Origin of the sequence: Oceanisphaera submarina (assembly GCF_046521305.1) — a bacterium.
Classification (GTDB): Bacteria; Pseudomonadota; Gammaproteobacteria; order Enterobacterales; family Aeromonadaceae; genus Oceanimonas; species Oceanimonas submarina.
Window position 1 is genome coordinate 29,147 of record NZ_JBKGFN010000010.1, and the last position, 22,817, is coordinate 51,963.

Below are 22,817 nucleotides of genomic sequence, written 5' to 3' on the forward strand. Positions count from 1 at the left end.
ACTATTACGCTGTTGCTTAAGGCTTATGGCTATCGCTGTCTTTTTCCCGATACAGCTGCCAGTGATTGAGCAGCTCGGCCATGTTGGCGACGCTCAGCTTGTGCATGGCCGAGGCGCGGTGCACTTCTACCGTGCGCACGGCTACACACAGTTGCTCGGCGATCGCCTTGTTGGTCAAACCGGTAGCGACCAAGGACACCACTTCCCGCTCGCGTACCGATAGCCGGGTGAAACACCGGTGCACCCGGGCCTGTTCGGTCAACCGATCTACCTTCCGCCGGGCCTGACCTAACGCGGTGGCCAGGCGGCGGGCATCTATCGGCTTTTCGAGAAAATCCACCGCCCCCAGTTTCATCGCTTCCACCGCCTGAGGCACATCACCATGACCGGTCAGCAATATCACCGCCACCGTGCTGCGGCGCTGTTGCAGTGCCCCGAGCACCGCCAGGCCGTCCAGCTCTGGCATGGCCAGATCCAGCAACAGAATGGCCGGTTTATCATCCTCCAGCTCACCCAGAAACTGCCGCGGACAAGACCAGCCCAGGCTGACATGTCCCATGGCATTCAGCAGGAAACGATTGGCCGCCACCACCTGCTCGTCGTCGTCCAGAATGTAAATCTGCATCAGGCCTCCTCAGGCAAAAACAGCGTGGCACGGGTACCCCGACCGGTATTAACCAATGTCAGGCGCCCGCCGAGGCGAAGCGCCAGCCGGTGGCTGACCAGCAGCCCTATGCCCATACCGTGATAGTGGCTGGCCGGCAGGCTCTGCTGCATAGCCTCGATAATGTGACCGGCCACTCCGCCGGCATCGTCTTCTACCGTCAGGTGCCAGGCTCCCGCCTCGTGGTGTGCGGTCAGCAACATGATGCCGCCGCGGTTTTCCCGGCCATGAGTCTCACGGCCATTATCCGCTCGGGCATGAGCGTCCAGCGCATTACCGAGCAGATTATTGAGGATCTGCTCAACCGCCGGACGCACCGACAACAGGGTGCCGGCCTCGGTTCGGGCAGAAAGCCGCACTCCCTTCGCGTCTGCCCGAGGGCCAATTCTCGCCACCAGCTCCCGACACACCTCCGCCGGTTCGAACGCCTCTGCGCGAGGCAAGGGCTGGGTAGCCCACTGGCGAAAACGGCGAATAATGGCCGCCCCCCGCTCGGTTTCCGCCACTATGTGACCGAAGGCCTCCTGTTGCGGCCCGGAATCACTCACCAATTCCCCCGCCTGGGCATAAGCCTGAATCGCCGACAGCGGCTGGTTCAGCTCATGCGCCAGGCCGGTGGCCATTTCGCCCACCAGGATGCGTTGTCGTGCCTGGGACAGCTCCTGCTCTTTGTGCTGCATCAGATCATGCAATTTATCCCGCTCCTGAGTCCGCCTGAGCAGTAACAGGGTCACACGATAGTGGTGCAACAACATGGCCAGCACTATGACCACGAGTGCAGCCAGAAAAGGCCAGTAACGCCCAATCAACTGACGCAGCAGCCGCAAGGGCGACGCAGAATCGGATGCCGGACCCAGTTGCCAGTCTGCCAGTAACCGTTCGACCTCGTCCAGCCGAATGGCCGCCCCCCACACGGGGCGACCATGGTGCTCCAGATTGAGCAAGGCCCTGCTAATCGCCCGCAGCACACCTTCATCCGCCGCCCCTACGGCGGCGAAGCTCCAGCCCGGATACAGCGGGGTCGAGCGCGCACAGGTGGCGTCATCCTCCACCATCAGGGCCAGAAAGTCCGCCGCCTCGATAAGGCCCTCTTGCGCCATGCTTTCCAGCAGGCAGGTCGGCAGCATGGCCGCACTGAGGGCACCGTCACGTAACAGATACACTAGGGCATCCACCGGATAACCGGTAAAGCGAAGATCCAACTCTGCAGGCAAAACACCCCGGCGACGCAACTGCTCCGCCACCAACAAATAGCCACCAAAGGCCTGCTCGTGCACCGCCCCCACCGGCTTGCCCCGCAGTTGCTCGGGCGCGGTCATGTCGCCGTCGGCCCTTACCCACAGGGTACCGGCCACGCTTTCTCGCGCCAGGCCGTAATGAGGATCAAGATAAGACGCCAGCCAGTTCAGCCCCTGCCCCCGGTTCAACATGAAGTGCGCCGGGTTGGTCACCACAAAGTCGAGCTGGCCGGTCGCCAACTCGTCATCCAGTTGCTGCTGGGTGAAAAAATACCCCTCGAAGCGCTCCCCGGGAAGGGCACCATTGAGTGCGGCCAGCGTCGGTGCCCATTCGGTACGCGACTGCGCCTCACCTCTGAAGGCCAGAAAACCCACCCGATACTGCTTGGCCAGCGCCGGTAAACTAAAGAACAACAGCAGCCACAGAATGAGGCCATGACAAAGAGACCCTTTCCGGAGCCTAACCCGAAGCCTGCTGCACCGGCTCGTCATCAAGACGCCGGTACCGGCAACCACAGCGGCGTGTGGCCGGTATGGTCCGTGAAAGCCTGCAGATCGGTCTTGCTCAGCAAAACGGTGGCGGTATTGCGTAGCGGATGGCAGTGAAAGTCGTTGCCGGTTTGCAGCTCCTGGTCCAGCCACAGCTCTACCTCTTGCTCGCGGTCGTTCACCAGCGCCAGCATCGACACATGACCGGGCTCGACTCCCAGATAACGCCGCAACCGGTCGGCGGAGGCGAAGCCGAGCCGGGACCAGCCGACATACCGCGACAGGGCTTTCAGATCCACCTGCTTGTCGGAGCGGGTCAGCAAGAGGGCGTGGCGACGACCGTAGTTGTCACGCAGAAACAGGTTCTTGAGCCGGGTACCGGGCCTGTTGAGCAGCAGCCGGTCGGCGTCTTCACAGCTATGGAGTGGCGGGTGTTCTATCAGCGGTGGCGTAATGCCCCAGCCGGCCAGCAAGCCCATCAGGGTCTCGCTGTTCATGATGTCTTGTGTTGCTGTCATGGGCAATATCAGGCAATTCACGGAGTGCCTCAGCATATCGCCCGCGCGCAGTCTTTGCCACCCCGGGCCCGTTCGACCCGGGAGAAGCCTGCCCAAAGCGGGCCTCGCGGCTTAACGGGCCGGATTCACCGCCAGTACGTCGGCGCGGATCACCGACTGCTCGGCAATCAAATCGGTCACCACGGCGCGGCTGGACTTGTAATGCGGCGTCAGCTTGTGCTCGGCCAGGGCGGCCTCGTCCTGGTAAATTTCATACAGCCAGAACAGCTCGGGATCGGCCTTGTCCCGCAGTACATCAAAGGTGTGACAACCGGGCTCGTCGCGTACCGAAGCGGCCGCATTGGGCAGCATGGCCGCCAGAAAGGTCTCGGTAGTGCCGGGCTTGAGCTTGGTTTTGACAATAATCGAATACATTGTAAACTCCATTTGTTTATCTAAAATCAATAAATAGTACACAATATTTTCAGCCAAGAGACAAGGAGCCCCGCCATGGAAAGACCCAGTCGTTTGAACGGCATGCGTCATATCGCCTTCACTATGCCCAATCTGGAAGAATGTGAGCGTTTTTACACCGAGATCATGGGCATGGAGCTGTTACGCCGGGCCCACAAGGATCTGGTGTACCTCACCTGCGGCAACGACAACCTGTCTCTGGGCCGCGCCGACCTGCCCGCCAGCGGTGTGCAGAGCATGGACCACTTCGGCTTTATCGTCGACAGCAAGGAAGAGCTGGAGCAGTGGTTCCTGTACCTGCAGAGCAAGGGTGTGACCATGCTGGACCGCCCGCACGACCACAGCGACGGCGCCCGCAGCTTCCACATTACCGATCCGGCCGGTAACGTGATCCAGCCTATCTACCATCCGGAGATCTCCGGTCAGCGCTTCACCAATCCGTAAATACCCCAGGATTTATGGATTGCCGTGGTTTTCCCTGCCACGGCTTTCCGTTATGGTAAGGACATCGACTTTGCAGCAGGCAATATGATGTCTCCGAACACAGATGAACTAAGAAGCCGCCGCCTGGCGGCGCTGATCACCCCGCACCAACTGAACACCCAATTCCCCCTCTCCGATACCATGGCCCAGACGGTGCTGACCGCCCGCGCCGAGATTGAAGCCATTCTGACCGGCACCAGCCACAAGCTGCTGGTGATAGTAGGACCCTGCTCCATTCACGACCCGGCCGCCGCCCTCGCCTACGCCGAGCGACTGGCCCCACTGCGTGCCCGTTATGCCGACAAGCTGTGTATAGTGATGCGCACCTATTTCGAAAAGCCGCGCACCATAGTCGGCTGGAAGGGGTTGATCAACGATCCGCATCTGGACGGCAGCTTCGACGTCAACACCGGCCTGCAACTGGCCCGCAAGTTATTGTGCGACATCAACGCCCTGGGGCTGCCCACCGCCACCGAGTTTCTGGATATGGTGACCGGTCAGTACATTGCCGATCTGATCAGCTGGGGCGCCATCGGGGCGCGCACCACCGAGTCTCAGGTACATCGTGAAATGGCCTCGGCCCTGTCGTGCCCGGTGGGGTTCAAGAACGGCACCGACGGCAACATTCAGATTGCACTGGACGCGGTACGCGCCGCCGGTCACCCGCATATTTTCTGCTCGCCGGACAAAGACGGTCAGATGACCATCTACCAGACCAGCGGCAATCCCTTCGGTCATTTGATCCTGCGCGGCGGCAAGGCGCCCAACTACGACGCCGACAGCGTGGCCGAGGCCGCAAACGGGCTGGAGCAGGTGGGTCTGTCACCCCGGCTGGTGGTGGATCTCAGCCATGGCAACAGCCTAAAGCAGCACCAGCGCCAGTTGCTGGTGGCACAGGACATCTGCAACCAGCTCAAGGGCGGCAGCCGCCGTATTGCCGGGATCATGGCCGAGAGCTTTATCGAATCGGGTCGCCAGGATGTGGTGGAAGGCAAGGCGGACGTATTCGGCCAGAGCATCACCGACGCCTGCCTGGGCTGGGACGACACCGAGCAGTTGCTGGAAACCCTGTATCAGGCATGAAGTGCAAGCGATAAGCGGTAAGCTGGCGTCCATTTATGCGGCGTAAATCGGTCGGCAACGACATGTCTGCCAGAATGGCATATCGCCTGAGGGCCTCGTGCGATGTGAGCCGCCAGCTGAAGCGGCGGCAACCATTGGCCGCTTGCGGCTGACCTTCCCGCGCTTCACTCTTCCGGCAGCATAATCCGGCGGCCATCCTGCTCGAATACCCGCACCTTGACCTCAAACACCTCGGCGATAAGTGCAGGGGTAATGATCTCGGGGGCGCCCCGCGCCGCCAGCCGCCCCCGGTGCAAACACCAGATCTCGTCCGCGTACTGGCAGGCGAGGTTGATGTCATGAATCGAGGCCACCACCGCCAGTCCTTGTTCCGCATAACCGCGCAGCAGGCGCAGGGTGGCGAGCTGATGATGCCAGTCCAGTCCAGCCAGGGGCTCGTCCAGCAGTAACAGGCGAGCATCGGGGTTGGTGGCGGGGTCAACCTGCAACAGGGTGCCGGCAATCAGCAACCGTTGCTGCTCACCGCCAGACAGGGTGTTCAACTGACGAGCATAAAGCGGCTCCAGCCCCAGAGGGCCGGCCAAATCGGCGATGGCCCGACACACCGCTGCGCTCACTCCGCCCAGCGGCTCGGCCCCCAGCGCCAGCAATTCATAGCCACGCAAGCCATGAGGCAATACCGTCTGCTGAACCAGCATGGCCCTGTGCCGGGCCAGCTCGTGCAGGCTGAAACCGGACAAGGCCTGGCCGTCCAACCGGACCCGGCCTTCACCGTCGCTGTCACTCAGGCCTGCCGCGCCCGCCAGCAGGCTGGACTTGCCACTGCCGTTTGGGCCAATCAGCAGAGTCAGCCGACCCGGCGCAAATGCCCCGCTGACGGGGCCGACCCGTCCGGTCTGGGTAAAGTGTTCAAGCTCAAGCATGGCGACGCACCAACAACCAGATAAATATCGGAGCACCAACCGTTGCGGTGACGGCCCCGATAGGCAGCTCGCCCACAGTGAGCGCGGTGCGCGCCGCCACATCGGCCAGGGTCAGCATCATGCCGCCGGCCAGCATGGAGGCTGGCAGCAAGAAGCGCTGCTTGCCGCCAGCCAGCAACCGCAGCAGGTGCGGTACCACCAGGCCGACGAAACCGATGGGCCCGGCCATGGCCACGCTGAAGGCGGTGAGCAGGCACACCGCCAGCACCAGCCGGGGTTGCAACCACCGCACATTCAACCCCAGTAACCGGGCCTGATGCTCGCCCAACGCCAACACGTCGAGCTTCCTGCCCTGCCGCACCAGCCAGCCCAGCGCAAACAACGCCGGCAGCCACCACCACAACGACAGCGGCTGGCCATGGCCCAGACTGCCCATCATCCAGAACAGAAAACTGCGCAACGAAGCATCGTCGGCCAGATACAGTAACCAGGTCAGCACCGCACTGGCGAGAATGCCCACCGCTACCCCGAACAGCAACAGTGCCCCCGGCCCCAGTCGGCGGCGTGCCAGCGCCAGCAGCAAGAGGGTGACCAGCAAGGCGCCGACAAAGGCGGCCAGCGACAGGCTCCAGTAAGGCAGGGCCAGCCCAAAATGCACCGACAGCGACAGGGTCAACACCGCCGCCAGACTGGCCCCGCTGGAAATACCAATCAACCCGGGCTCGGCCAGCGGATTATGCAGCAACACCTGCAACACGGCGCCGCACAGGGCCAGACTGGCGCCCACCAGCACCGCCAGCAGGGTACGCGGCAGCCGCAACTGCCAGAACACCTGCTGCTCCAGCTGTGATACCGGTTGCCACAAGGCCTCGATGCCCACGCCCACGGCACCCAACTGCAGGCTGAGCAACATGGCCGCCAGCAGTGACAGACCCAATCCCAGCAGCCAGTATTGATATTTACGCTGTTGTTGCTGCAAGAGTGTGGCCAGCATCACAGGCTCGCCCAGGCAAACCAGGCCGGATACTGTTGCCACAGCAGGCGTACCGACATCACCAGCGACACCGTCACCAGCATGGGTTTGATGATACGGGTGCCCCGGGTCACCACCATCTTCGAGCCCAGCCGGGCGCCGACAAACTGCCCCAGCGCCATCGACAACCCCGCCACCCAGGCCACCTGGCCTCCGAGAATAAAGAACAGCAGCGAGGCGATGTTGGAGGTGAAGTTGAGCAACTTGGTGTGGGCCGTGGCTCTGGCCATGCTGAATCCGGCCAGGGCAATAAAGCCCAGGGCGAAGAAGGAGCCGGTGCCGGGGCCGAAGAAGCCGTCGTAAAAGCCGACGCCGGTGCCGATAAGAAGGGCGAAGGGAATAATACCCAAGCGACGCTGGCGGTCCTGATCCCCTACCCGGGGTGAAAACAGAAAATACAGCGCAAAGGCCGCCAGCAGAAAAGGCAGCACTTTTTGCAGAATAGACGCATCGATACGCTGCACCAGCAAGGTGCCAAGCATGCTGCCGATAAAGGTACAGACCACCGCCCACTTCATGGTTCGCCAGTCAATCAGCCCCCGGCGCAGGTAGTAAAAGGTGGCAGAAAACGAACCGAAGCTGCTTTGCAGCTTGTTGGTGGCCAAGGCCACGGTCGGCGGCATGCCGGTGGCCAGCAGCGCCGGCACCGTGATCAGGCCGCCACCACCGGCAATGGCATCGATAAAGCCCGCCAGCAGCGCCGCCAGCGCCAGCAACCCCAGCGTAAGCAAGTCCAGTTCCATGATGATTCCGACATTCAGCACAAAGGCGCATAGACTATCAGGATGGCAAAAGCAGCAACAGCAAAACCCTCGGCTGGTCGTGTTTTCGCCATACAGATGAAGTGGTTAGCTCGGGTCCCGTTCAGCACAACCACTTTCTGCAACGACGCTGGCAGCATAAACCGCTTTACTCCCGGGCAGACCGCGCAAGGTCGTTTAGCCAGGCGGTTGGCTGTGGTAACGTAGCCTTATTATCCACGAGGAGAAATGTGATGACGGATTCTGTGCTGAGCCTGTTACCCGGTGACTTTCCCGATGCCGACGACAATGCCTTTCTGAACACAGGTGTGCGCCGGCTGGTGCTGGCCGGGGGCTGCTTCTGGTGCACCGAGGCGGTGTATCGCCAGCTGAACGGGGTGCTGAACGTGGTCTCAGGTTATACGGGCGGCACGGCCGACACCGCAAATTATGATGCCGTGTGCAGTGGCAACACCGACCATGCGGAAGCCATCGCCATCGAATACGACAGCGCCGACATCGGCCCCGGCACCCTGCTGAAGGTATTTTTCGGCATCGCCCACGATCCCACCCAGCTTAACCGCCAGGGTAACGACTGTGGTCGCCAGTATCGCTCGGCGGTATTTTATCAGGACGGCGCCGAACGCCAGCTGACCGCCGACTATATTGCCTTGCTGGAGAAAAACACCGTATTTCGGGCGCCGGTGGTCACCAGCCTAGAGCCGTTGACCACATTTTATCCGGCAGAGACCTATCATCAGAACTATGCGGCAACCAATCCCAACCAGCCCTATATCGCCGCCGTTGCCCAGCCCAAGGTGGCCAAGGTGCAACATTTCTTTAAACACCGGCTGAAAAAGGATCTGTAACCATGGCACAAACTCCCAGTCCCTACGATCTGAGCCCCCCTACGGACGCGCAGTTGCAGCAACTTGCCGCACAACTGAGCGAAGATGAAAAACGAATTTTGCTGAGTCAGGGTACCGAAGCCCCGTTTTGCGGCGGCCTGCTCGATAACCACCAGGATGGCAGCTACGTATGCAAGCTGTGCGCCCTGCCGCTGTTCTCTTCGGCCTGCAAGTTCGAGTCCGGCTCCGGCTGGCCCAGCTTTTACGCGCCCTATCACCCGGATCATATTCTGGAGCTGTCGGATGTGAGCCACGGCATGCGCCGGGTCGAAATTCGCTGCCGCCGGTGCGACGGCCACATGGGTCATGTGTTTCCGGACGGCCCGGCCCCCACCGGCCTGCGCTATTGCCTGAACTCGGCCTCGCTCAATTTCTGTGCCGACGGCGAGCCCAAGCCGGACCCGCTGCGCCGCGGCGAGCGCGATTTTCTGTAAACGCTCGACGGTACATAGGCACTGCATGTGGTCACGCCCGGCAACCCGGCGTCGCCGGTAGACGTGCGCCGCATAAATGGGCGCCTACAGGAGCCGTTTTTCGTAGGGTCAACTTATTTTAGGTAAGAGTATTCGACCACATCATGCCGTGATGACACGGCAAGTCCATTGAAATGACCCTACGAGACCGACCGGCTCACGATGTCGCCGCCGCTGCAGCGATGCTCAGTTCGCTTCAAATCTCCGCACGAAGTCTGCTATCACCATGTCGTAGAGTTTGTCTTTCAAAAACACGTCTTCCACGCCGTGGTCGATGTTGGGGTTGTCGTTCACCTCTATCACCGCCACCCGGCCCTTCCCTTCCTTGATGTCCACGCCGTAGAGGCCATCGCCGATGGGCTTGACCGCCTTGAGCGCGGCGCCGATCACCGCCCTGGGCGCCTCGAAGGTGGGCAGGGTCACGAAACTGCCGGAGTCCGCTTCTTTGCCGCCGCCGTTGTGGCGGTAAATCTGCCAGTGGCCTTTTACCATAAAGTACTTGCAGGCGAAAATCGGCTGGTGGTTGAGCACCCCGATGCGCCAGTCAAATTCGGTAAAGAAATACTCCTGCGCCAGCACCAGCGCCGAGGCGTTGCGCAGAATCGCCAGCGTCTCTATCAGCGCCGCCCTGTCTGCCACCTTGTAGATGCCGCGAGAAAAGGCGCCGTCCGGGATCTTCAGCACCAGAGGATAACCCAGCTCATGCTCGAGCCAGCCCACGGATTCTTTCTCTTTCGGGTTCACCATCAGCGTTCTGGGGGTGGGCACGCCGTGCTTGGTAAAGCTCTCGGCCAGAAACACCTTGTTGGCACAACGTAAAATGGAAGTCGGCGAGTCAATCACCACCAGCCCCTCGTGCTCGGCCTTCTGGGCGAAGCGAAAGGTATGGTGATCGATGGCGGTGGTCTCGCGGATAAAGAGGCCGTCGTATTCCGCCAGTCGCTGATAATCCTTGCGGGTGATAAACTCCACGTTGACTCCGGCCCGCTCGCCGGCCTTGACGAAACGTTGCAGCGCCCTGGGATCGGAAGGCGGCAGCTCTTCGTCCGGGTTGACCAGCATGGCCAGATCGTAACGGTAACGCCTGGTGGCTTTGGGTTTGCGCCAGATGATGCGGGAATAGGCTTCCAGCGCCTCGGCGAAACGGTCTTCCTCCTCGCCCCGCAACTCTCTCGGCGACAAGGTAGCCAGCCCGGTCAGCTCCCAGCGTGAACGCTTCTTGAAGGTCAGCTCCAGCACCGGGCAAGGCAGCCGTTCGAACAGCTCCCGGCACAACGGCTCCAGCCCCGGCTCGGTCACCTGCCCGAAGTAGCTCTTCAGCTTGATCTGTTTTACCTCGTCATCGGTAACCAATGCCGCCAGCGTATCGGCCACCCCGTTAAAACCGAAGGCAAACAACCCCTTGTTGCGCAGGTTGTTGAGCGTGGCCACAGAGGGAATAACATGCTGACCCCGGGCTTCTGCCAACAGCGAACAATAATAGCCGTTTGACAGATACTTGCCGGTCTTGCACAGGTTGATCACCCTGGTGCGGGGGGCATTTTTGGCCGGGGGTTGCTTGAGGTAGGCCTGAAAGTCGACCAGGTTTTCGCTGGGAAAATACGGCGCCCAGGCGCTGAGTTCATCCACCACCAGGATAAGTTGAGTCATGTGAAAATCCGTTAGGGTTGCAGCCGCGATATGAGGTTCACTCTATACGCAAATTACCGTGAACACAGTGAAATTTTCTCGCGGCCAATATCAAATTATCGTATGTTGAGATCTCCCGTAACACCCTGTCGGTGACCTATGTCCGTCCCCCTCGTCCGCCCCGCCCTCAAGTCCGAACTGAACGAACTGGTGGCGCTTGAAGAACGCTGTTTCAGTCAGGACAGGATCAGCCGGCGCAGCTTTCAGCGCTTTATCGAACACCCGCAGGACAGGCTGCTGGTCGCCGAGCAAAACCGGCAACTGCTGGGCTATGTTCTGGTGCTGTTTCGCCGCAATACCCGGCTGGCACGGGTGTATTCCATCACGGTGGCCCCGGACGCCCGCGGCCTGGGGCTGGGCCGGGCGCTGATGAACGCCGCCGAAACCTGTGCCCGGGAACAGGGTGCCGTGTTCATGCGCCTGGAAGTACGGGCCGATAACGTGTCGGCGCAAAACCTCTACCAACGCCTGGGTTACCGCCAGTTCGGGGTCTACCACGACTATTACGAAGATCATCAAATTGCCCTGCGCTACCAGAAACGGGTACATCACTATCATCCGCTCAGTGGCAGCAAGGAAGTACCCTACTACCGCCAGACCACCGACTTTACCTGTGGTCCGGCCTCGCTGATGATGGCGGTGAGTGCCCTCAATCCGGATTACCGGCCGGAAATAGATGAAGAGCTGCAACTGTGGCGCGAGGCCACCACCATTTTCATGACCAGCGGCCATGGCGGCTGCGGCCCCCACGGCCTGGCACTGGCCGCCCACAGACGCGGCTTTAAGGTGGCGTTAACCCTCAATCAGACCGGGCCGCTGTTTGTGGGTGGCGTACGCACCGCCGACAAGAAACAGATACTGGAACGGGTGCATCAGCAGTTTCTGGCCCAGATGGACGCGCTGAATATTGAACCCGAATACGGCCACTTTACCCTGGTGCAACTGGAACAAGGGCTAGGCCGGGGCGGCCTGCCGCTGGTGTTGATCAGCACCTATCATCTGGACGGTCGCAAGGCGCCGCACTGGGTGCTGGTATGTGCCATCGACAAGGAATTCGTTTATATCCACGACCCGGATATCGACGAAGCCGCCGGGGAAAGTCCGGTCGACAAACAGTATCTGCCGATAGAACGCAGCCGCTTCGACCGTCTGGCCCGCTACGGTCAGCAGGGTTTGCGTACCCTGGTGTGGCTGTTCAGGGACTGAAAACACATCAACGGTCAGGAACTGTCGGTCATGGCAAGTCGCTGTCAATCACGAAAAAACAAAAAATATTATTAAACAATAACTTACCTAGATTCATTTTCTTCAGGCTCAAACATAACCCATCCGATATCGCTTCCCTTGCAGACAATCCTTTGTATAGTGACGCCAAATTATAAACAGTCTGAGAGAGAGCCTGTATGTTGAAAAAACACATTATCGCCTTTGGCCTGCTGCCGCTGATGTTTGCTGCCACCCCGGCCCTGGCCGGTGAAACCCTCAGTACTATTATCGGCGGTGCCGGTGGCGGTGCTGCCGGCGCATTACTCGGTAAACAAATGGGCGGTGACACCGGTGCCCTGGTGGGGGCCGCCCTGGGTGGCGCCGCCGGGGGCGCCGTGACCGCCGACAGAGGCAACAAGAACGAAGCCGCCATCGGCGGTGCCGTGGGCGCCCTGGGTGGTGCCGCGCTGGGTAAAAACCTGGCCGGTGACACGGGCCAGCTGATTGGTGCCGGTATCGGCGGCGGTGCCGGCTCGGCCCTGGGTGCGCGTTCCGGAGACGGCCACCGCGAAAAGGAAGTGCATCACTACTATCACGACAAGCGTTATAACAAGCACAAACATAAGCACAAAAACTGGCGCAAACATCGCCACGATCATGACTAGAACGATCGACCGACCACTACCTGAAAGGCCCGACATACAGCGGGCCTTTTCTTTATATCTCCCGCGGGTGGTATTTCGTATCGGCGATCCATTCGCATCATCATCTTCCTGTCATACGGTTGCTATCAAACTGCCATGATTCATCGCTAGCCTAAGCCGCAGTCATAAAGTGGTCATAACCCCATGTGAGCAAAGGATAAGTTAAAAATGAGCCAGTTTGAACTGAAGGACGAACAGAACCACCCCCGCACCGAGATGCCCGAGTTTACCCGGATGGTTGAACAGAGTCTGAGCCGCCGCCGCTTCCTCGGTGGTGCCGCCGCCCTGGGCGCCGTGGCTTTTTTCAGCGCCTCGCCACTTTCCCGCACCATGGCCGCCGCCACCGGGTGCAGCCCGCTGCTGGGTTTTGAAGCCGTCCCCACCAGCACCGCCGACACCTTTGTGGTACCGCCAGGCTACAAGGCCGAACGCCTGATCTCCTGGGGCGATCCGCTGTTTTCCAACGTCGCCGAGTTCATCAACGGCGGCGGCAACACGGCGGCCGCTCAGGCCGGTCAGTTTGGCGACAACAACGATGGCATGAGCTTTTTCCCGGTGGACGACAACACCGCCATCCTGGCCATCAACAACGAATACTGTAACTACGAGCTGATGTTCCCCCACCAGGGCAAGAACATGGGTGAAGAAGACGTCAAGTGCGCCCAGGCCGCCCACGGCGTGTCCGTTCTTACCCTTAAAAAGCAGGCTGATGGCTGGCGCTTTGAGAAAGACGGCAAGTTCAACCGCCGTATCGACGCCAACACCCCCATGGCCATCAGCGGTCCGGCTAGGGGCCATGACCTGCTCAAAACCCAGGCCGACCCCAAGGGCGAGCTGGCTCTGGGCACCTTCAACAACTGCGCCAACGGTATGACCCCCTGGGGCACCTACCTCACCTGTGAAGAAAACGTACACGGATACTTTGGCACCTCCGGCCAGGCCGAGATCACCCCGGCCCAGGCCCGTTACGGCATAGGTGCCGAAGACGCCGGCTGGCAGTGGCACAAGTTTGACGAGCGTTTCGATCTGGCCAAACACCCCAACGAAGCCAACCGCTTCGGCTGGGTAGTGGAAATAGACCCCAGGGACCCCGCTTCCACCCCGATAAAGCGCACTGCACTCGGCCGCTTCAAACACGAAAATGCCGAGCTGGTGATCGATAACGACGGTCATGTGGTGGTGTATCTGGGCGACGACGAACGCGGCGAGCACCTGTATCGCTTTGTCAGTGAAGGCAAGTACAACCCGAGCGACATAGCGGCCAACCGTGAGTTGCTGGACAAAGGCACCCTCTATGTGGCCCGCTTTAACGCTGCCAGCGAGGGTGAACTCAAGGGCAAGGGCGACTGGCTGGAACTGACCTTCGGTAAAAACGGCCTGACGCCGGAAAACGGCTTCAGCAGCCAGGCCGAGGTGTTGATCCACGCCCGCCTTGCCGCCACTCAAGTTGGCGCCACTACCATGGACAGGCCCGAGTGGGTAGCCGCTCACCCTACCGAACCGATGGTGTTCTGTACCCTGACCAACAACAAGAATCGGGGAGTAAAAGACAACCAGCCGGTCGACGGTCCCAACCCTCGCGCCGAAAACCATTACGGCCAGATCCTGCGCTGGCAGCCGGCCAATGGCAACCACACCGACGCCGGTTTCGATTGGGATCTGTTCCTGCTCGCCGGTAACCCTACCGTCCACAACGATGGCCTTTACGCCGGCTCCGCCAATATCAACGCCGACAACATGTTCAACAGCCCGGACGGCATCGGCTTTGACCAGGCCGGACGCCTGTGGATCCAGACCGACGGCAACTACTCCAACGAGGGCGATTTCGCCGGCCAGGGCAACAACCAGATGCTGTGTGCCGACCCGGGCACCGGTGAAGTACGCCGCTTTCTCACCGGTCCCATTGCCTGCGAAATAACCGGCCTGGCCTTCAGCCCGGATCAAAAAAACCTGTTCGTGGGTGTGCAACACCCGGGTGAAGAGCTTGCCGGATCTCACTTTCCTCTCGGTGGCGACAGCACCCCCCGCTCCAGTGTGATGATCATCACCCGCGAAGACGGAGGCATCATCGGCGCCTGATTACCTTCAGAGACTCGGGACTTGGGACATTGTAGGCCGGGGATCTCCGGCCTACAAAATAACGTCACTCCGGCGAAGGCCGGTGTCCATATCACAAACATCATCACACCAACAGATACCACTCAGCGTCTGCAATCAGCACCGCTGACAGCTCCCCGAAGGGGCATCATGATCTTCCACCCCTTTTGCTGATATGCTGTTTTTTTTCAAAAACATGCAACCAACCTGTGGGGAGCGCAATGCAATACAGAAAACTGGGCAACACCGATATCGACGTCAGTCTGATTGGTCTGGGCACCATGACCTGGGGCGAGCAGAATAGTAAAGCCGAGGCCCACGCCCAGCTGGACATGGCGGTGGATCACGGCATCAACCTTATCGACACCGCCGAGATGTATCCCATTCCGCCCAGAGAACACACCCGGGGCGACACCGAAACCATGATTGGCCACTGGCTCAAGGCCCGAGGCAAGCGCGAAGACCTGATCCTAGCCACCAAGGCGGTGGGGCCGTCACGCAATCCGGTACGGCCCTCCTACTTTCGCAACGGCAAGGCCTGCCTGGACAGAGCCAACCTGATTGAAGCAGCCAACGACAGTTTGCGCCGACTGCAAACCGACTACATCGACCTTTATCAACTGCACTGGCCGGACCGTAGCGCCAACTACTTTGGCAAGCTGGGCATGGACAGGCTGGAGCAGGAAGAAACGGTCCCTATTGAAGAAACCCTGCGCGCATTGGAAGAGCTGGTAGCAAGCGGAAAAATTCGCCAGATTGGCGTGTCCAACGAAACCCCCTGGGGTCTGCATCAATACCTGAAGCTGTCCGAGCAGGCCGGCCTGCCGCGCATCGTCAGCATTCAGAACCCCTACAACCTACTCAACCGCAGCTATGAAGTGGGCCTGTCGGAATTCAGCCTGCGCGAACAGGTCGGTCTGCTGGCGTATTCCCCACTGGCCTTTGGCATGCTCACCGGCAAATACGAAAACAACGCCCGCCCCGCCGGCGCCCGCCTGACCCTGTACGACCGTTTTCAGCGCTACCTCAACCCCCGCGCCCAGCAGGCAAGCCACGCCTACGCAGCCCTGGCCCGGGAGCACAACCTTACTCCGGCACAACTGGCCCAGGCCTTTGTGAACAGCCGCCCCTTCATGACCAGCAACCTCATCGGCGCCACCAACCTGACCCAACTGAAAGAAAACATCGACAGCGTGAACATCACCCTCAGCCCGGAACTGCTGTCGGCCGTAGAAGAACTGCACCAGCAGATACCCAATCCGGCGGTGTGAGCTCACTACATAGATGAGGCAAAAACTGACTCCCCGTGAGTACGGGGAACAGCCGTAGGCGGCTGGAGGATTAGAGAGCTGGGTCGGTTTATCCCCGTGCATACGGGGAACAGCTCCATATCCTCAGCCAGCTTGTCAGCCTTGGCGGTTTATCCCCGTGCGTACGGGGAACGGGCAGACACAATCGGTTCGGGCGATACCCGGTCGCGGTTTATCCCCGTGCGTACGGGGAACGGCGCAGCGCAGCTCAGAATCAGGACCGCAAGGGCGGTTTATCCCCGTGCGTACGGGGAACGGACCCCGTCGGCCAAGTCGCACCCGGGTTATGGCGGTTTATCCCCGTGCGTACGGGGAACGGGATTGTTGTGCTTTGAACCAAGCCGCGAATTTCGGTTTATCCCCGTGCGTACGGGGAACGGGTGCGGCTGGTGTCGTCCATGCGGCCACCCAGCGGTTTATCCCCGTGCGTACGGGGAACGGGCATCTCCGGCATGAACTTCGATGTGGAACTGCGGTTTATCCCCGTGCGTACGGGGAACGGGTGACAAGGTCGTTCGTTATCAGTCCGCAAAACGGTTTATCCCCGTGCGTACGGGGAACGGGTTTGGGTCATTTCCATTAGTAAAATCCTCGCGGTTTATCCCCGTGCGTACGGGGAACGGTACTGTTAATTTGAACAGGCTGTATAAATATACGGTTTATCCCCGTGCGTACGGGGAACGGTGGGACTGTCATTTCTTCACAACGAAATAAAGCGGTTTATCCCCGTGCGTACGGGGAACGGCCATTCGATTTGATTGTTCCAGCCCTCCACCTCGGTTTATCCCCGTGCGTACGGGGAACGGTCGTTTCCGAATTGAGAGGGAAAGGGGAAAACGCGGTTTATCCCCGTGCGTACGGGGAGCGGACGTCCCGGTAGTCAAAGCCGGGCTTGATGCCCGGTTTATCCCCGTGCGTACGGGGAACGGCGCAGGTAGCGCGGGTCCACCCAGCGGTAGTCCGGTTTATCCCCGTGCGTACGGGGAACGGTGACCATGAAGGCCAATCGCAACCACAGCGACCGGTTTATCCCCGTGCGTACGGGGAACGGACGCCCACACGCATGAAGCGCGACTTCCCCCACGGTTTATCCCCGTGCGTACGGGGAACGGCTGTCGGCATTGGGCGGCGTTTGCAGGTTGAGCGGTTTATCCCCGTGCGTACGGGGAACGGAAGTGATACGTCTGGTACTGTGAATGGTCATACGGTTTATCCCCGTGCGTACGGGGAACGGTTTGCAGCCGATGAATGCCGTTGGCGTAGTCGCGGTTTATCCCCGTGCGTACGGGGAACGGGCGTTGTCGGTGCCGACCGTGGTCAGATACACCGGTTTATCCCCGTGCGTACGGGGAACGGTTCCTCGGCCTGTTTTTTCGCGAGGTATTTACCGGTTTATCCCCGTGCGTACGGGGAACGGAAAAAATATCAAGCACTGGACAATCTGGAACGCGGTTTATCCCCGTGCGTACGGGGAACGGTTTTTCACAGTAACTCGGGAGCTTAACTGATGCGGTTTATCCCCGTGCGTACGGGGAACGGACCGGCATCCTGCCCGCCAGCGTCACACTGCCCGGTTTATCCCCGTGCGTACGGGGAACGGAGAACGCTGCATTATTTCGTCCATCCCTCCAGCGGTTTATCCCCGTGCGTACGGGGAACGGATCCCCGTTTTCGACGGCGCGGCGGCAGCGAACGGTTTATCCCCGTGCGTACGGGGAACGGCGCCCATAAAAGAGCACCTGTCATGCCCGTCGCGGTTTATCCCCGTGCGTACGGGGAACGGACACCTAACAAAGCACCCTGATAAATTGATGGCGGTTTATCCCCGTGCGTACGGGGAACGGTTCCCATCAAAGGTGTAGCCAGCCATGGTTGCCGGTTTATCCCCGTGCGTACGGGGAACGGTCGCTGGCGGTCAGGCCGGTACCGGTCAGCTGCGGTTTATCCCCGTGCGTACGGGGAACGGCCTTCACCCCATGTGATGCCGTCCTTGTATAACGGTTTATCCCCGTGCGTACGGGGAACGGCGAAATGCGGGCCATGAAAATTGTCTCGATACCGGTTTATCCCCGTGCGTACGGGGAACGGGTTGGTTCATCATAAGACCATTCCCGTGAACTCGGTTTATCCCCGTGCGTACGGGGAACGGGGCGTTACTGTCGACTGGGATCTGCAAAAGCGCGGTTTATCCCCGTGCGTACGGGGAACGGCCACCCGGACAGTGCACCAGACAGTGCCGCGTCGGTTTATCCCCGTGCGTACGGGGAACGGTTCCTCTTGGTCCTTGTCTATCTCTCCAAAGCCGGTTTATCCCCGTGCGTACGGGGAACGGTCGTAGTTGCTCGGCACCGGAATGATAATCCCCGGTTTATCCCCGTGCGTACGGGGAACGGAACAGAATTATATGATTTACCACCACCAATGACGGTTTATCCCCGTGCGTACGGGGAACGGGTGGTGGGAAAGGCCAGGCGGTCGAGCAACTGCGGTTTATCCCCGTGCGTACGGGGAACGGCTGCTGGTGGCCTGTACCCGCACCACCCTGGCCGGTTTATCCCCGTGCGTACGGGGAACGGTTTCAGGCCATCCACCAGGCCGACGATGGGCCCGGTTTATCCCCGTGCGTACGGGGAACGGTATAAAAAAACCGCCCGGAGGCGGTTTGGTAACGGTTTATCCCCGTGCGTACGGGGAACGGTCCAGTGCAAAGCCTGCCGGTGCCGCCTCTGCCGGTTTATCCCCGTGCGTACGGGGAACGGCTCTTTGCTCAGGCGCATCGTCGTAGTTATCTCGGTTTATCCCCGTGCGTACGGGGAACGGCTATCGACACAACCAATCCGCCAGGAGTGAATCGGTTTATCCCCGTGCGTACGGGGAACGGATGCTCAGTTGGTTTGGCTCGTGACTATCTCGCGGTTTATCCCCGTGCGTACGGGGAACGGCCATCCGGTACCGTGCGTAGCACCGGATGGCCCGGTTTATCCCCGTGCGTACGGGGAACGGGTCGTCTCCAGTCGGGGACGGGGGGATCATGCCGGTTTATCCCCGTGCGTACGGGGAACGGCCCATGTAGCACCATAGCGACCGGATTGCACCCGGTTTATCCCCGTGCGTACGGGGAACGGTACCAGGCCGCCATGCAGCGGATGGAATACATCGGTTTATCCCCGTGCGTACGGGGAACGGCCTCAATGATCTCGGTGGGCAGCTGACTGGTTCGGTTTATCCCCGTGCGTACGGGGAACGGGTTGCCATCGGTCCAGTTGTCCGGGATCCCATCGGTTTATCCCCGTGCGTACGGGGAACGGTGCGCCCATACCTGACCCTCCATGGTCATCGGCGGTTTATCCCCGTGCGTACGGGGAACGGGGCAGCCCCTCTTGTGGGGATGACTACCAACGCCGGTTTATCCCCGTGCGTACGGGGAACGGATAGCGATCCCCTTTTGCGCAACAAACATCGCCGGTTTATCCCCGTGCGTACGGGGAACGGTGAATGTACTTGCGCCGAGTGTCGGTCAGCATCGGTTTATCCCCGTGCGTACGGGGAACGGTTCCGCCAGCCGGGTCAGTGACATCTGGCGGCCGGTTTATCCCCGTGCGTACGGGGAACGGCCAGCCTCACCGCCGTGGCCGCCAGCTGGACCCGGTTTATCCCCGTGCGTACGGGGAACGGCTGAGGTCGAGATTACCCTTGGCAGGGATAGGCGGTTTATCCCCGTGCGTACGGGGAACGGGAGTCCGACAATGAGCGGAAGTCCATAGACACCGGTTTATCCCCGTGCGTACGGGGAACGGAAGGTCTCCCTTCCCTCATCAATGAGTGGCAGCGGTTTATCCCCGTGCGTACGGGGAACGGATTTTATTGTACCGCCGGTGCTGGCTTGAGTCCGGTTTATCCCCGTGCGTACGGGGAACGGGCCCTTAGCTCCGCCAAAGTTAACGCCGTACTCGGTTTATCCCCGTGCGTACGGGGAACGGCAGCAGCGTCTTGCGTAGCAACAGGCAAATGCCGGTTTATCCCCGTGCGTACGGGGAACGGTTTATAAATTTTATTAAAAAATCACCATCCCGCGGTTTATCCCCGTGCGTACGGGGAACGGCCGACCGAAGGACAGGTGGTACTGACCTATACCGGTTTATCCCCGTGCGTACGGGGAACGGTTCATTTCAAAGCACGGCAAAAACAATGCCGGCGGTTTATCCCCGTGCGTACGGGGAACGGCTGATGTTTCGGGGGCACTATTACGACCGTGCCGGTTTATCCCCGTGCGTACGGGGAACGGACAACGTCGGAAAAGGGGCGTTCGTCATCATCCGGTTTATCCCCGTGCGTACGGGGAACGGCTCTTTGGGATCTTGCCCCGGCGCGGCCACCACGGTTTATCCCCGTGCGTACGGGGAACGGGCCATCAGCCAGGGCAAGTACGGCAAAGCCCGCCGGTTTATCCCCGTGCGTACGGGGAACGGTCCTGAGTGACTGCTGCCGCCCTTGATGCCTGCGGTTTATCCCCGTGCGTACGGGGAACGGCTGCCCACATTCAGCTCGCGCTCCAGATCACACGGTTTATCCCCGTGCGTACGGGGAACGGGGATAGAGTTATGCGCCAGTTCGGGGCAATCCCGGTTTATCCCCGTGCGTACGGGGAACGGTCTAAATATATATAACTGATTTAATTAGCTTTTTCTAGGGAAGAAAAAACTACCAAATTTCCATTTTTTTAAAGAACTCTAACTCATTGATTTTCAACAGGGTAAAAAGACACTAAACGCAGTCCATCCAGATCCACCGGCATACGCCGATTTTCTCCATGGGTCTGGAATTCGAAGCCGGATTCGGTGTTGGTGGCCCAGGCCATAACGACATTGCCCTGCTCTGCCAATTTACTTATTTGTTCCCAGATCATCTCACGGATACGTCTGGAAACATCACCCACATAAACACCGGCACGAATTTCCAGTAACCACACGGCCAGCCTGCCACGTAGCCGCGGAGGTACGTTCTCTGTTACCACTACCAGCATGCTCATGATCAGCCGCTCCTGTGTCCTGCCTCACCCAATGACTTTGGCTCGGGAATCGCAATCGGCTGGGCATCCTCGGGTGGTGGAGGTGGTTCAATCTCGCCGGCAGCCAGTACTTCTTCGATAAGAGGGATCAACCTGGCCAAAGTGTTGCTGCTTCGAAAAATATTCCGGCAAGCAATGCGAACCGCTTTATCGGGCTGCGATGGATTTGTGCTGGCAATTTCAAATGCCTTTGGCACCACTGTCTCGAACTTGATGATATCGGCCATGTCATAAACGAACGACAGCGGTTTTCCGGTATGAATAAAACCAATCGCAGGGGCATAGCCCGCAGCCAGGATAGCGGCTTCAGTAATACCATAAAGGCAGGCAGTGGCGGCACTGATGCACTGATTGACCTTGTCCCCCTTGGCCCAGTTCTTGGGATCATAGCGACGTCCGTTCCACTCTACGCCATATTGTTTGGCCAGCATGGCGTAAGTGGCCCTAACCCGGCTGCCTTCTATTCCCCTGAGTTGATCCACCGATCGTCGGCTCGGCGCTTCCTCACCAAAACGCAGCTCGAACATCTTGCGTACCACCTTCAGACGAAGATCGTCTTCCAGTGCCAACTTCGCCTGATACAGCAACTTGTCGGAGCGGGCTCCACCGGGCTGACCGGAGGCATACAACCGTACTCCAGCTTCCCCGACCCACACCAGCAAGGTGCCCACAGTCGCTGCCAGCTTGGCAGCGGCGTGAGAAACGCGGGTTCCTGGTTCCAGCATAATGCAAGCCACCGAGCCCACCGGGATATGAGTACGAACACCTATTTTGTCGATTAAAACAAAAGCGCCATCAATCACGTCAATTTGCCCATACTGCAAAAAAATCATGGATACCCTGTCTTTCATCGGTATGGGTTTAAGAGGAATGAATGCCATAACAACTCCATTGCAAATGGCAGAACAGGCTAGGCGCGCCGAATCATCAGTAGACCACAACCAAACGCCTTGGCCCGGCCTACACCTTGATAAAGGCTGTCTAGAAGCAGCTCCGGCTCTTCAACAGTCAGGGTGCCACTCAGGTTAATCGAGCTGAATACCGCCCCGGCTTTTTTACCTTTTATGGCATGTTGCAGATAACCGTCGATTTGTACCCCGCCTTCATGCTCCAGGCAATGAATCCCCATCTGAGGACAACGATCTTGCCACCAGTCGAGCAATGCCTGCTCCGAGAGTGTTTTCAAAGCCAAATCTATCGTTGCTCCTCTGCCCAAACGAGCAGCCAGAGCGTCGCGATACTGCCCACTGGCCACAACAGTTTTCCAGCGAACGATATCTTCATCAGAAGCCAAATCCAGTAGCTGGTGCTTTAGTTGTTTCTTGCTGCCTTCTGCCGCCAAAGAACATTGTTTTGCTTCTTGATGCAACCATTGTCGCTGAGCATCCATCAGCACATCATGACGTTTACCCTGGCGGTAAACGGTAGGATTAACCCTGATCTGAAAAGCCAATTTATCACCGGCCTTTAACTGGGGGGAAAAAGACCGGCTTTCCACATCAAACAGTTGAGATGAGTTATCCGGCTTTTCACGAGAAAGTACGTAAAAAACCGGTTCACCCGATGGTGCCTGCCGCCCGTCACTCTGTTCATGGCGAAACAGAAAGCCACGCTGTTGCTCCTGGGTGAAAAGACGCCACAGCAACTGATGATGGCCGTAAACCCCCTTACTCATGGTTTTAACCAACTCGCTTTTCGCAGCCTGGCTGTCGCCCAGTCTTACTCGGGATAAATACAT

19 protein-coding genes and 1 CRISPR repeat array are annotated in these 22,817 nt (G+C 59.5%); of the genes, 8 read left to right on the top strand and 11 right to left on the bottom strand.

The features are described 5' to 3' along the window. Positions 1–16 precede the first annotated feature (16 nt). The 4 genes from ACLEIV_RS10815 to ACLEIV_RS10830 form a co-directional block, all read right to left on the bottom strand. Positions 17–625, bottom strand: coding sequence for a response regulator transcription factor (locus ACLEIV_RS10815; protein WP_410456656.1), 609 nt, complete (start codon positions 623–625; stop codon positions 17–19). Further along, positions 625–2,316, bottom strand: a complete 1,692-nt coding sequence (locus ACLEIV_RS10820) for a PhnD/SsuA/transferrin family substrate-binding protein (RefSeq protein ID WP_410456657.1) — start codon at positions 2,314–2,316, stop codon at positions 625–627. The genes ACLEIV_RS10815 and ACLEIV_RS10820 overlap by 1 nt, the downstream gene beginning before the upstream one ends. A gap of 77 nt (positions 2,317–2,393) precedes the next feature. Then, the gene (locus ACLEIV_RS10825) at positions 2,394–2,909 is read right to left on the bottom strand and encodes a prolyl-tRNA synthetase associated domain-containing protein (RefSeq protein ID WP_410456658.1); all 516 of its coding nucleotides are present in this window, start codon (positions 2,907–2,909) and stop codon (positions 2,394–2,396) included. 111 nt (positions 2,910–3,020) lie between these two features. Beyond that, a complete protein-coding gene (locus ACLEIV_RS10830; RefSeq protein WP_410456659.1) occupies positions 3,021–3,323 on the bottom strand; it encodes a putative quinol monooxygenase in 303 nt (100 codons plus the stop codon). A 75-nt stretch (positions 3,324–3,398) separates the two neighbouring features. Between ACLEIV_RS10830 and ACLEIV_RS10835 the strand changes: the two genes are divergently transcribed. Both ACLEIV_RS10835 and ACLEIV_RS10840 read left to right on the top strand, forming a co-directional pair. After that, positions 3,399–3,806, top strand: coding sequence for a VOC family protein (locus ACLEIV_RS10835; protein ID WP_410456660.1), 408 nt, complete (start codon positions 3,399–3,401; stop codon positions 3,804–3,806). Between the two features lie 87 nt (positions 3,807–3,893). Further along, complete coding sequence (locus ACLEIV_RS10840) at positions 3,894–4,928, top strand: 3-deoxy-7-phosphoheptulonate synthase (protein WP_410456766.1); 1,035 nt, start codon at positions 3,894–3,896, stop codon at positions 4,926–4,928. Between the two features lie 164 nt (positions 4,929–5,092). Here the strand turns inward: ACLEIV_RS10840 and ACLEIV_RS10845 are convergent, their stop codons facing one another. The 3 genes from ACLEIV_RS10845 to ACLEIV_RS10855 are packed head-to-tail and all read right to left on the bottom strand — an operon-like array spanning position 5,093 to position 7,627. After that, complete coding sequence (locus ACLEIV_RS10845; RefSeq protein ID WP_410456661.1) at positions 5,093–5,851, bottom strand: vitamin B12 ABC transporter ATP-binding protein BtuD; 759 nt, start codon at positions 5,849–5,851, stop codon at positions 5,093–5,095. Beyond that, a complete protein-coding gene (btuC, locus tag ACLEIV_RS10850) occupies positions 5,844–6,845 on the bottom strand; it encodes a vitamin B12 ABC transporter permease BtuC (protein WP_410456767.1) in 1,002 nt (333 codons plus the stop codon). Before btuC ends, ACLEIV_RS10845 begins: the two co-directional genes overlap by 8 nt. Beyond that, a complete protein-coding gene (locus ACLEIV_RS10855; protein WP_410456662.1) occupies positions 6,845–7,627 on the bottom strand; it encodes a TSUP family transporter in 783 nt (260 codons plus the stop codon). The genes btuC and ACLEIV_RS10855 overlap by 1 nt, the downstream gene beginning before the upstream one ends. A 251-nt stretch (positions 7,628–7,878) precedes the next feature. Here ACLEIV_RS10855 and msrA point away from each other — a divergent pair, with 251 nt between their 5' ends. Next, the gene (msrA, locus tag ACLEIV_RS10860; RefSeq protein ID WP_410456663.1) at positions 7,879–8,493 is read left to right on the top strand and encodes a peptide-methionine (S)-S-oxide reductase MsrA; all 615 of its coding nucleotides are present in this window, start codon (positions 7,879–7,881) and stop codon (positions 8,491–8,493) included. A gap of 2 nt (positions 8,494–8,495) precedes the next feature. Then, a complete protein-coding gene (gene msrB, locus ACLEIV_RS10865; protein WP_410456664.1) occupies positions 8,496–8,966 on the top strand; it encodes a peptide-methionine (R)-S-oxide reductase MsrB in 471 nt (156 codons plus the stop codon). A gap of 225 nt (positions 8,967–9,191) precedes the next feature. Here the strand turns inward: msrB and ACLEIV_RS10870 are convergent, their stop codons facing one another. After that, entirely contained in the window at positions 9,192–10,655 is a 1,464-nt protein-coding gene (locus ACLEIV_RS10870) for a RimK family protein (RefSeq protein ID WP_410456665.1), read from the bottom strand. Between the two features lie 138 nt (positions 10,656–10,793). On the opposite strand from ACLEIV_RS10870, the gene rimI reads away from it, so the two are divergent. The 4 genes from rimI (at position 10,794) to ACLEIV_RS10890 (ending at position 15,972) form a co-directional block, all read left to right on the top strand. Continuing rightward, entirely contained in the window at positions 10,794–11,900 is a 1,107-nt protein-coding gene (gene rimI / locus ACLEIV_RS10875) for a ribosomal protein S18-alanine N-acetyltransferase (protein ID WP_410456666.1), read from the top strand. Positions 11,901–12,097: 197 nt separating this feature from the next. Next, on the top strand, positions 12,098–12,565 hold the full coding sequence (locus ACLEIV_RS10880; protein WP_410456667.1) for a hypothetical protein: 468 nt from the start codon (positions 12,098–12,100) through the stop codon (positions 12,563–12,565). Between the two features lie 207 nt (positions 12,566–12,772). Continuing rightward, positions 12,773–14,683 (top strand): PhoX family protein, encoded by a 1,911-nt coding sequence (locus ACLEIV_RS10885; RefSeq protein WP_410456668.1) that lies wholly within the window; start codon positions 12,773–12,775, stop codon positions 14,681–14,683. 239 nt (positions 14,684–14,922) lie between these two features. Next, on the top strand, positions 14,923–15,972 hold the full coding sequence (locus tag ACLEIV_RS10890) for an NADP(H)-dependent aldo-keto reductase (protein ID WP_410456669.1): 1,050 nt from the start codon (positions 14,923–14,925) through the stop codon (positions 15,970–15,972). Positions 15,973–16,056: 84 nt separating this feature from the next. After that, a CRISPR array of direct repeats spans positions 16,057–20,663; the repeat unit is 29 nt; unit sequence CGGTTTATCCCCGTGCGTACGGGGAACGG. 83 nt (positions 20,664–20,746) lie between these two features. On the opposite strand, the gene cas2e is transcribed toward ACLEIV_RS10890, so the two are convergent. The 3 genes from cas2e to cas6e are packed head-to-tail and all read right to left on the bottom strand — an operon-like array spanning position 20,747 to position 22,817. Further along, on the bottom strand, positions 20,747–21,040 hold the full coding sequence (gene cas2e / locus ACLEIV_RS10895; protein WP_410456670.1) for a type I-E CRISPR-associated endoribonuclease Cas2e: 294 nt from the start codon (positions 21,038–21,040) through the stop codon (positions 20,747–20,749). A gap of 2 nt (positions 21,041–21,042) precedes the next feature. Then, a complete protein-coding gene (gene cas1e, locus ACLEIV_RS10900; RefSeq protein ID WP_410456671.1) occupies positions 21,043–22,020 on the bottom strand; it encodes a type I-E CRISPR-associated endonuclease Cas1e in 978 nt (325 codons plus the stop codon). Next, positions 21,990–22,817, bottom strand: coding sequence for a type I-E CRISPR-associated protein Cas6/Cse3/CasE (cas6e, locus tag ACLEIV_RS10905; RefSeq protein WP_410456672.1), 828 nt, complete (start codon positions 22,815–22,817; stop codon positions 21,990–21,992). The genes cas1e and cas6e overlap by 31 nt, the downstream gene beginning before the upstream one ends.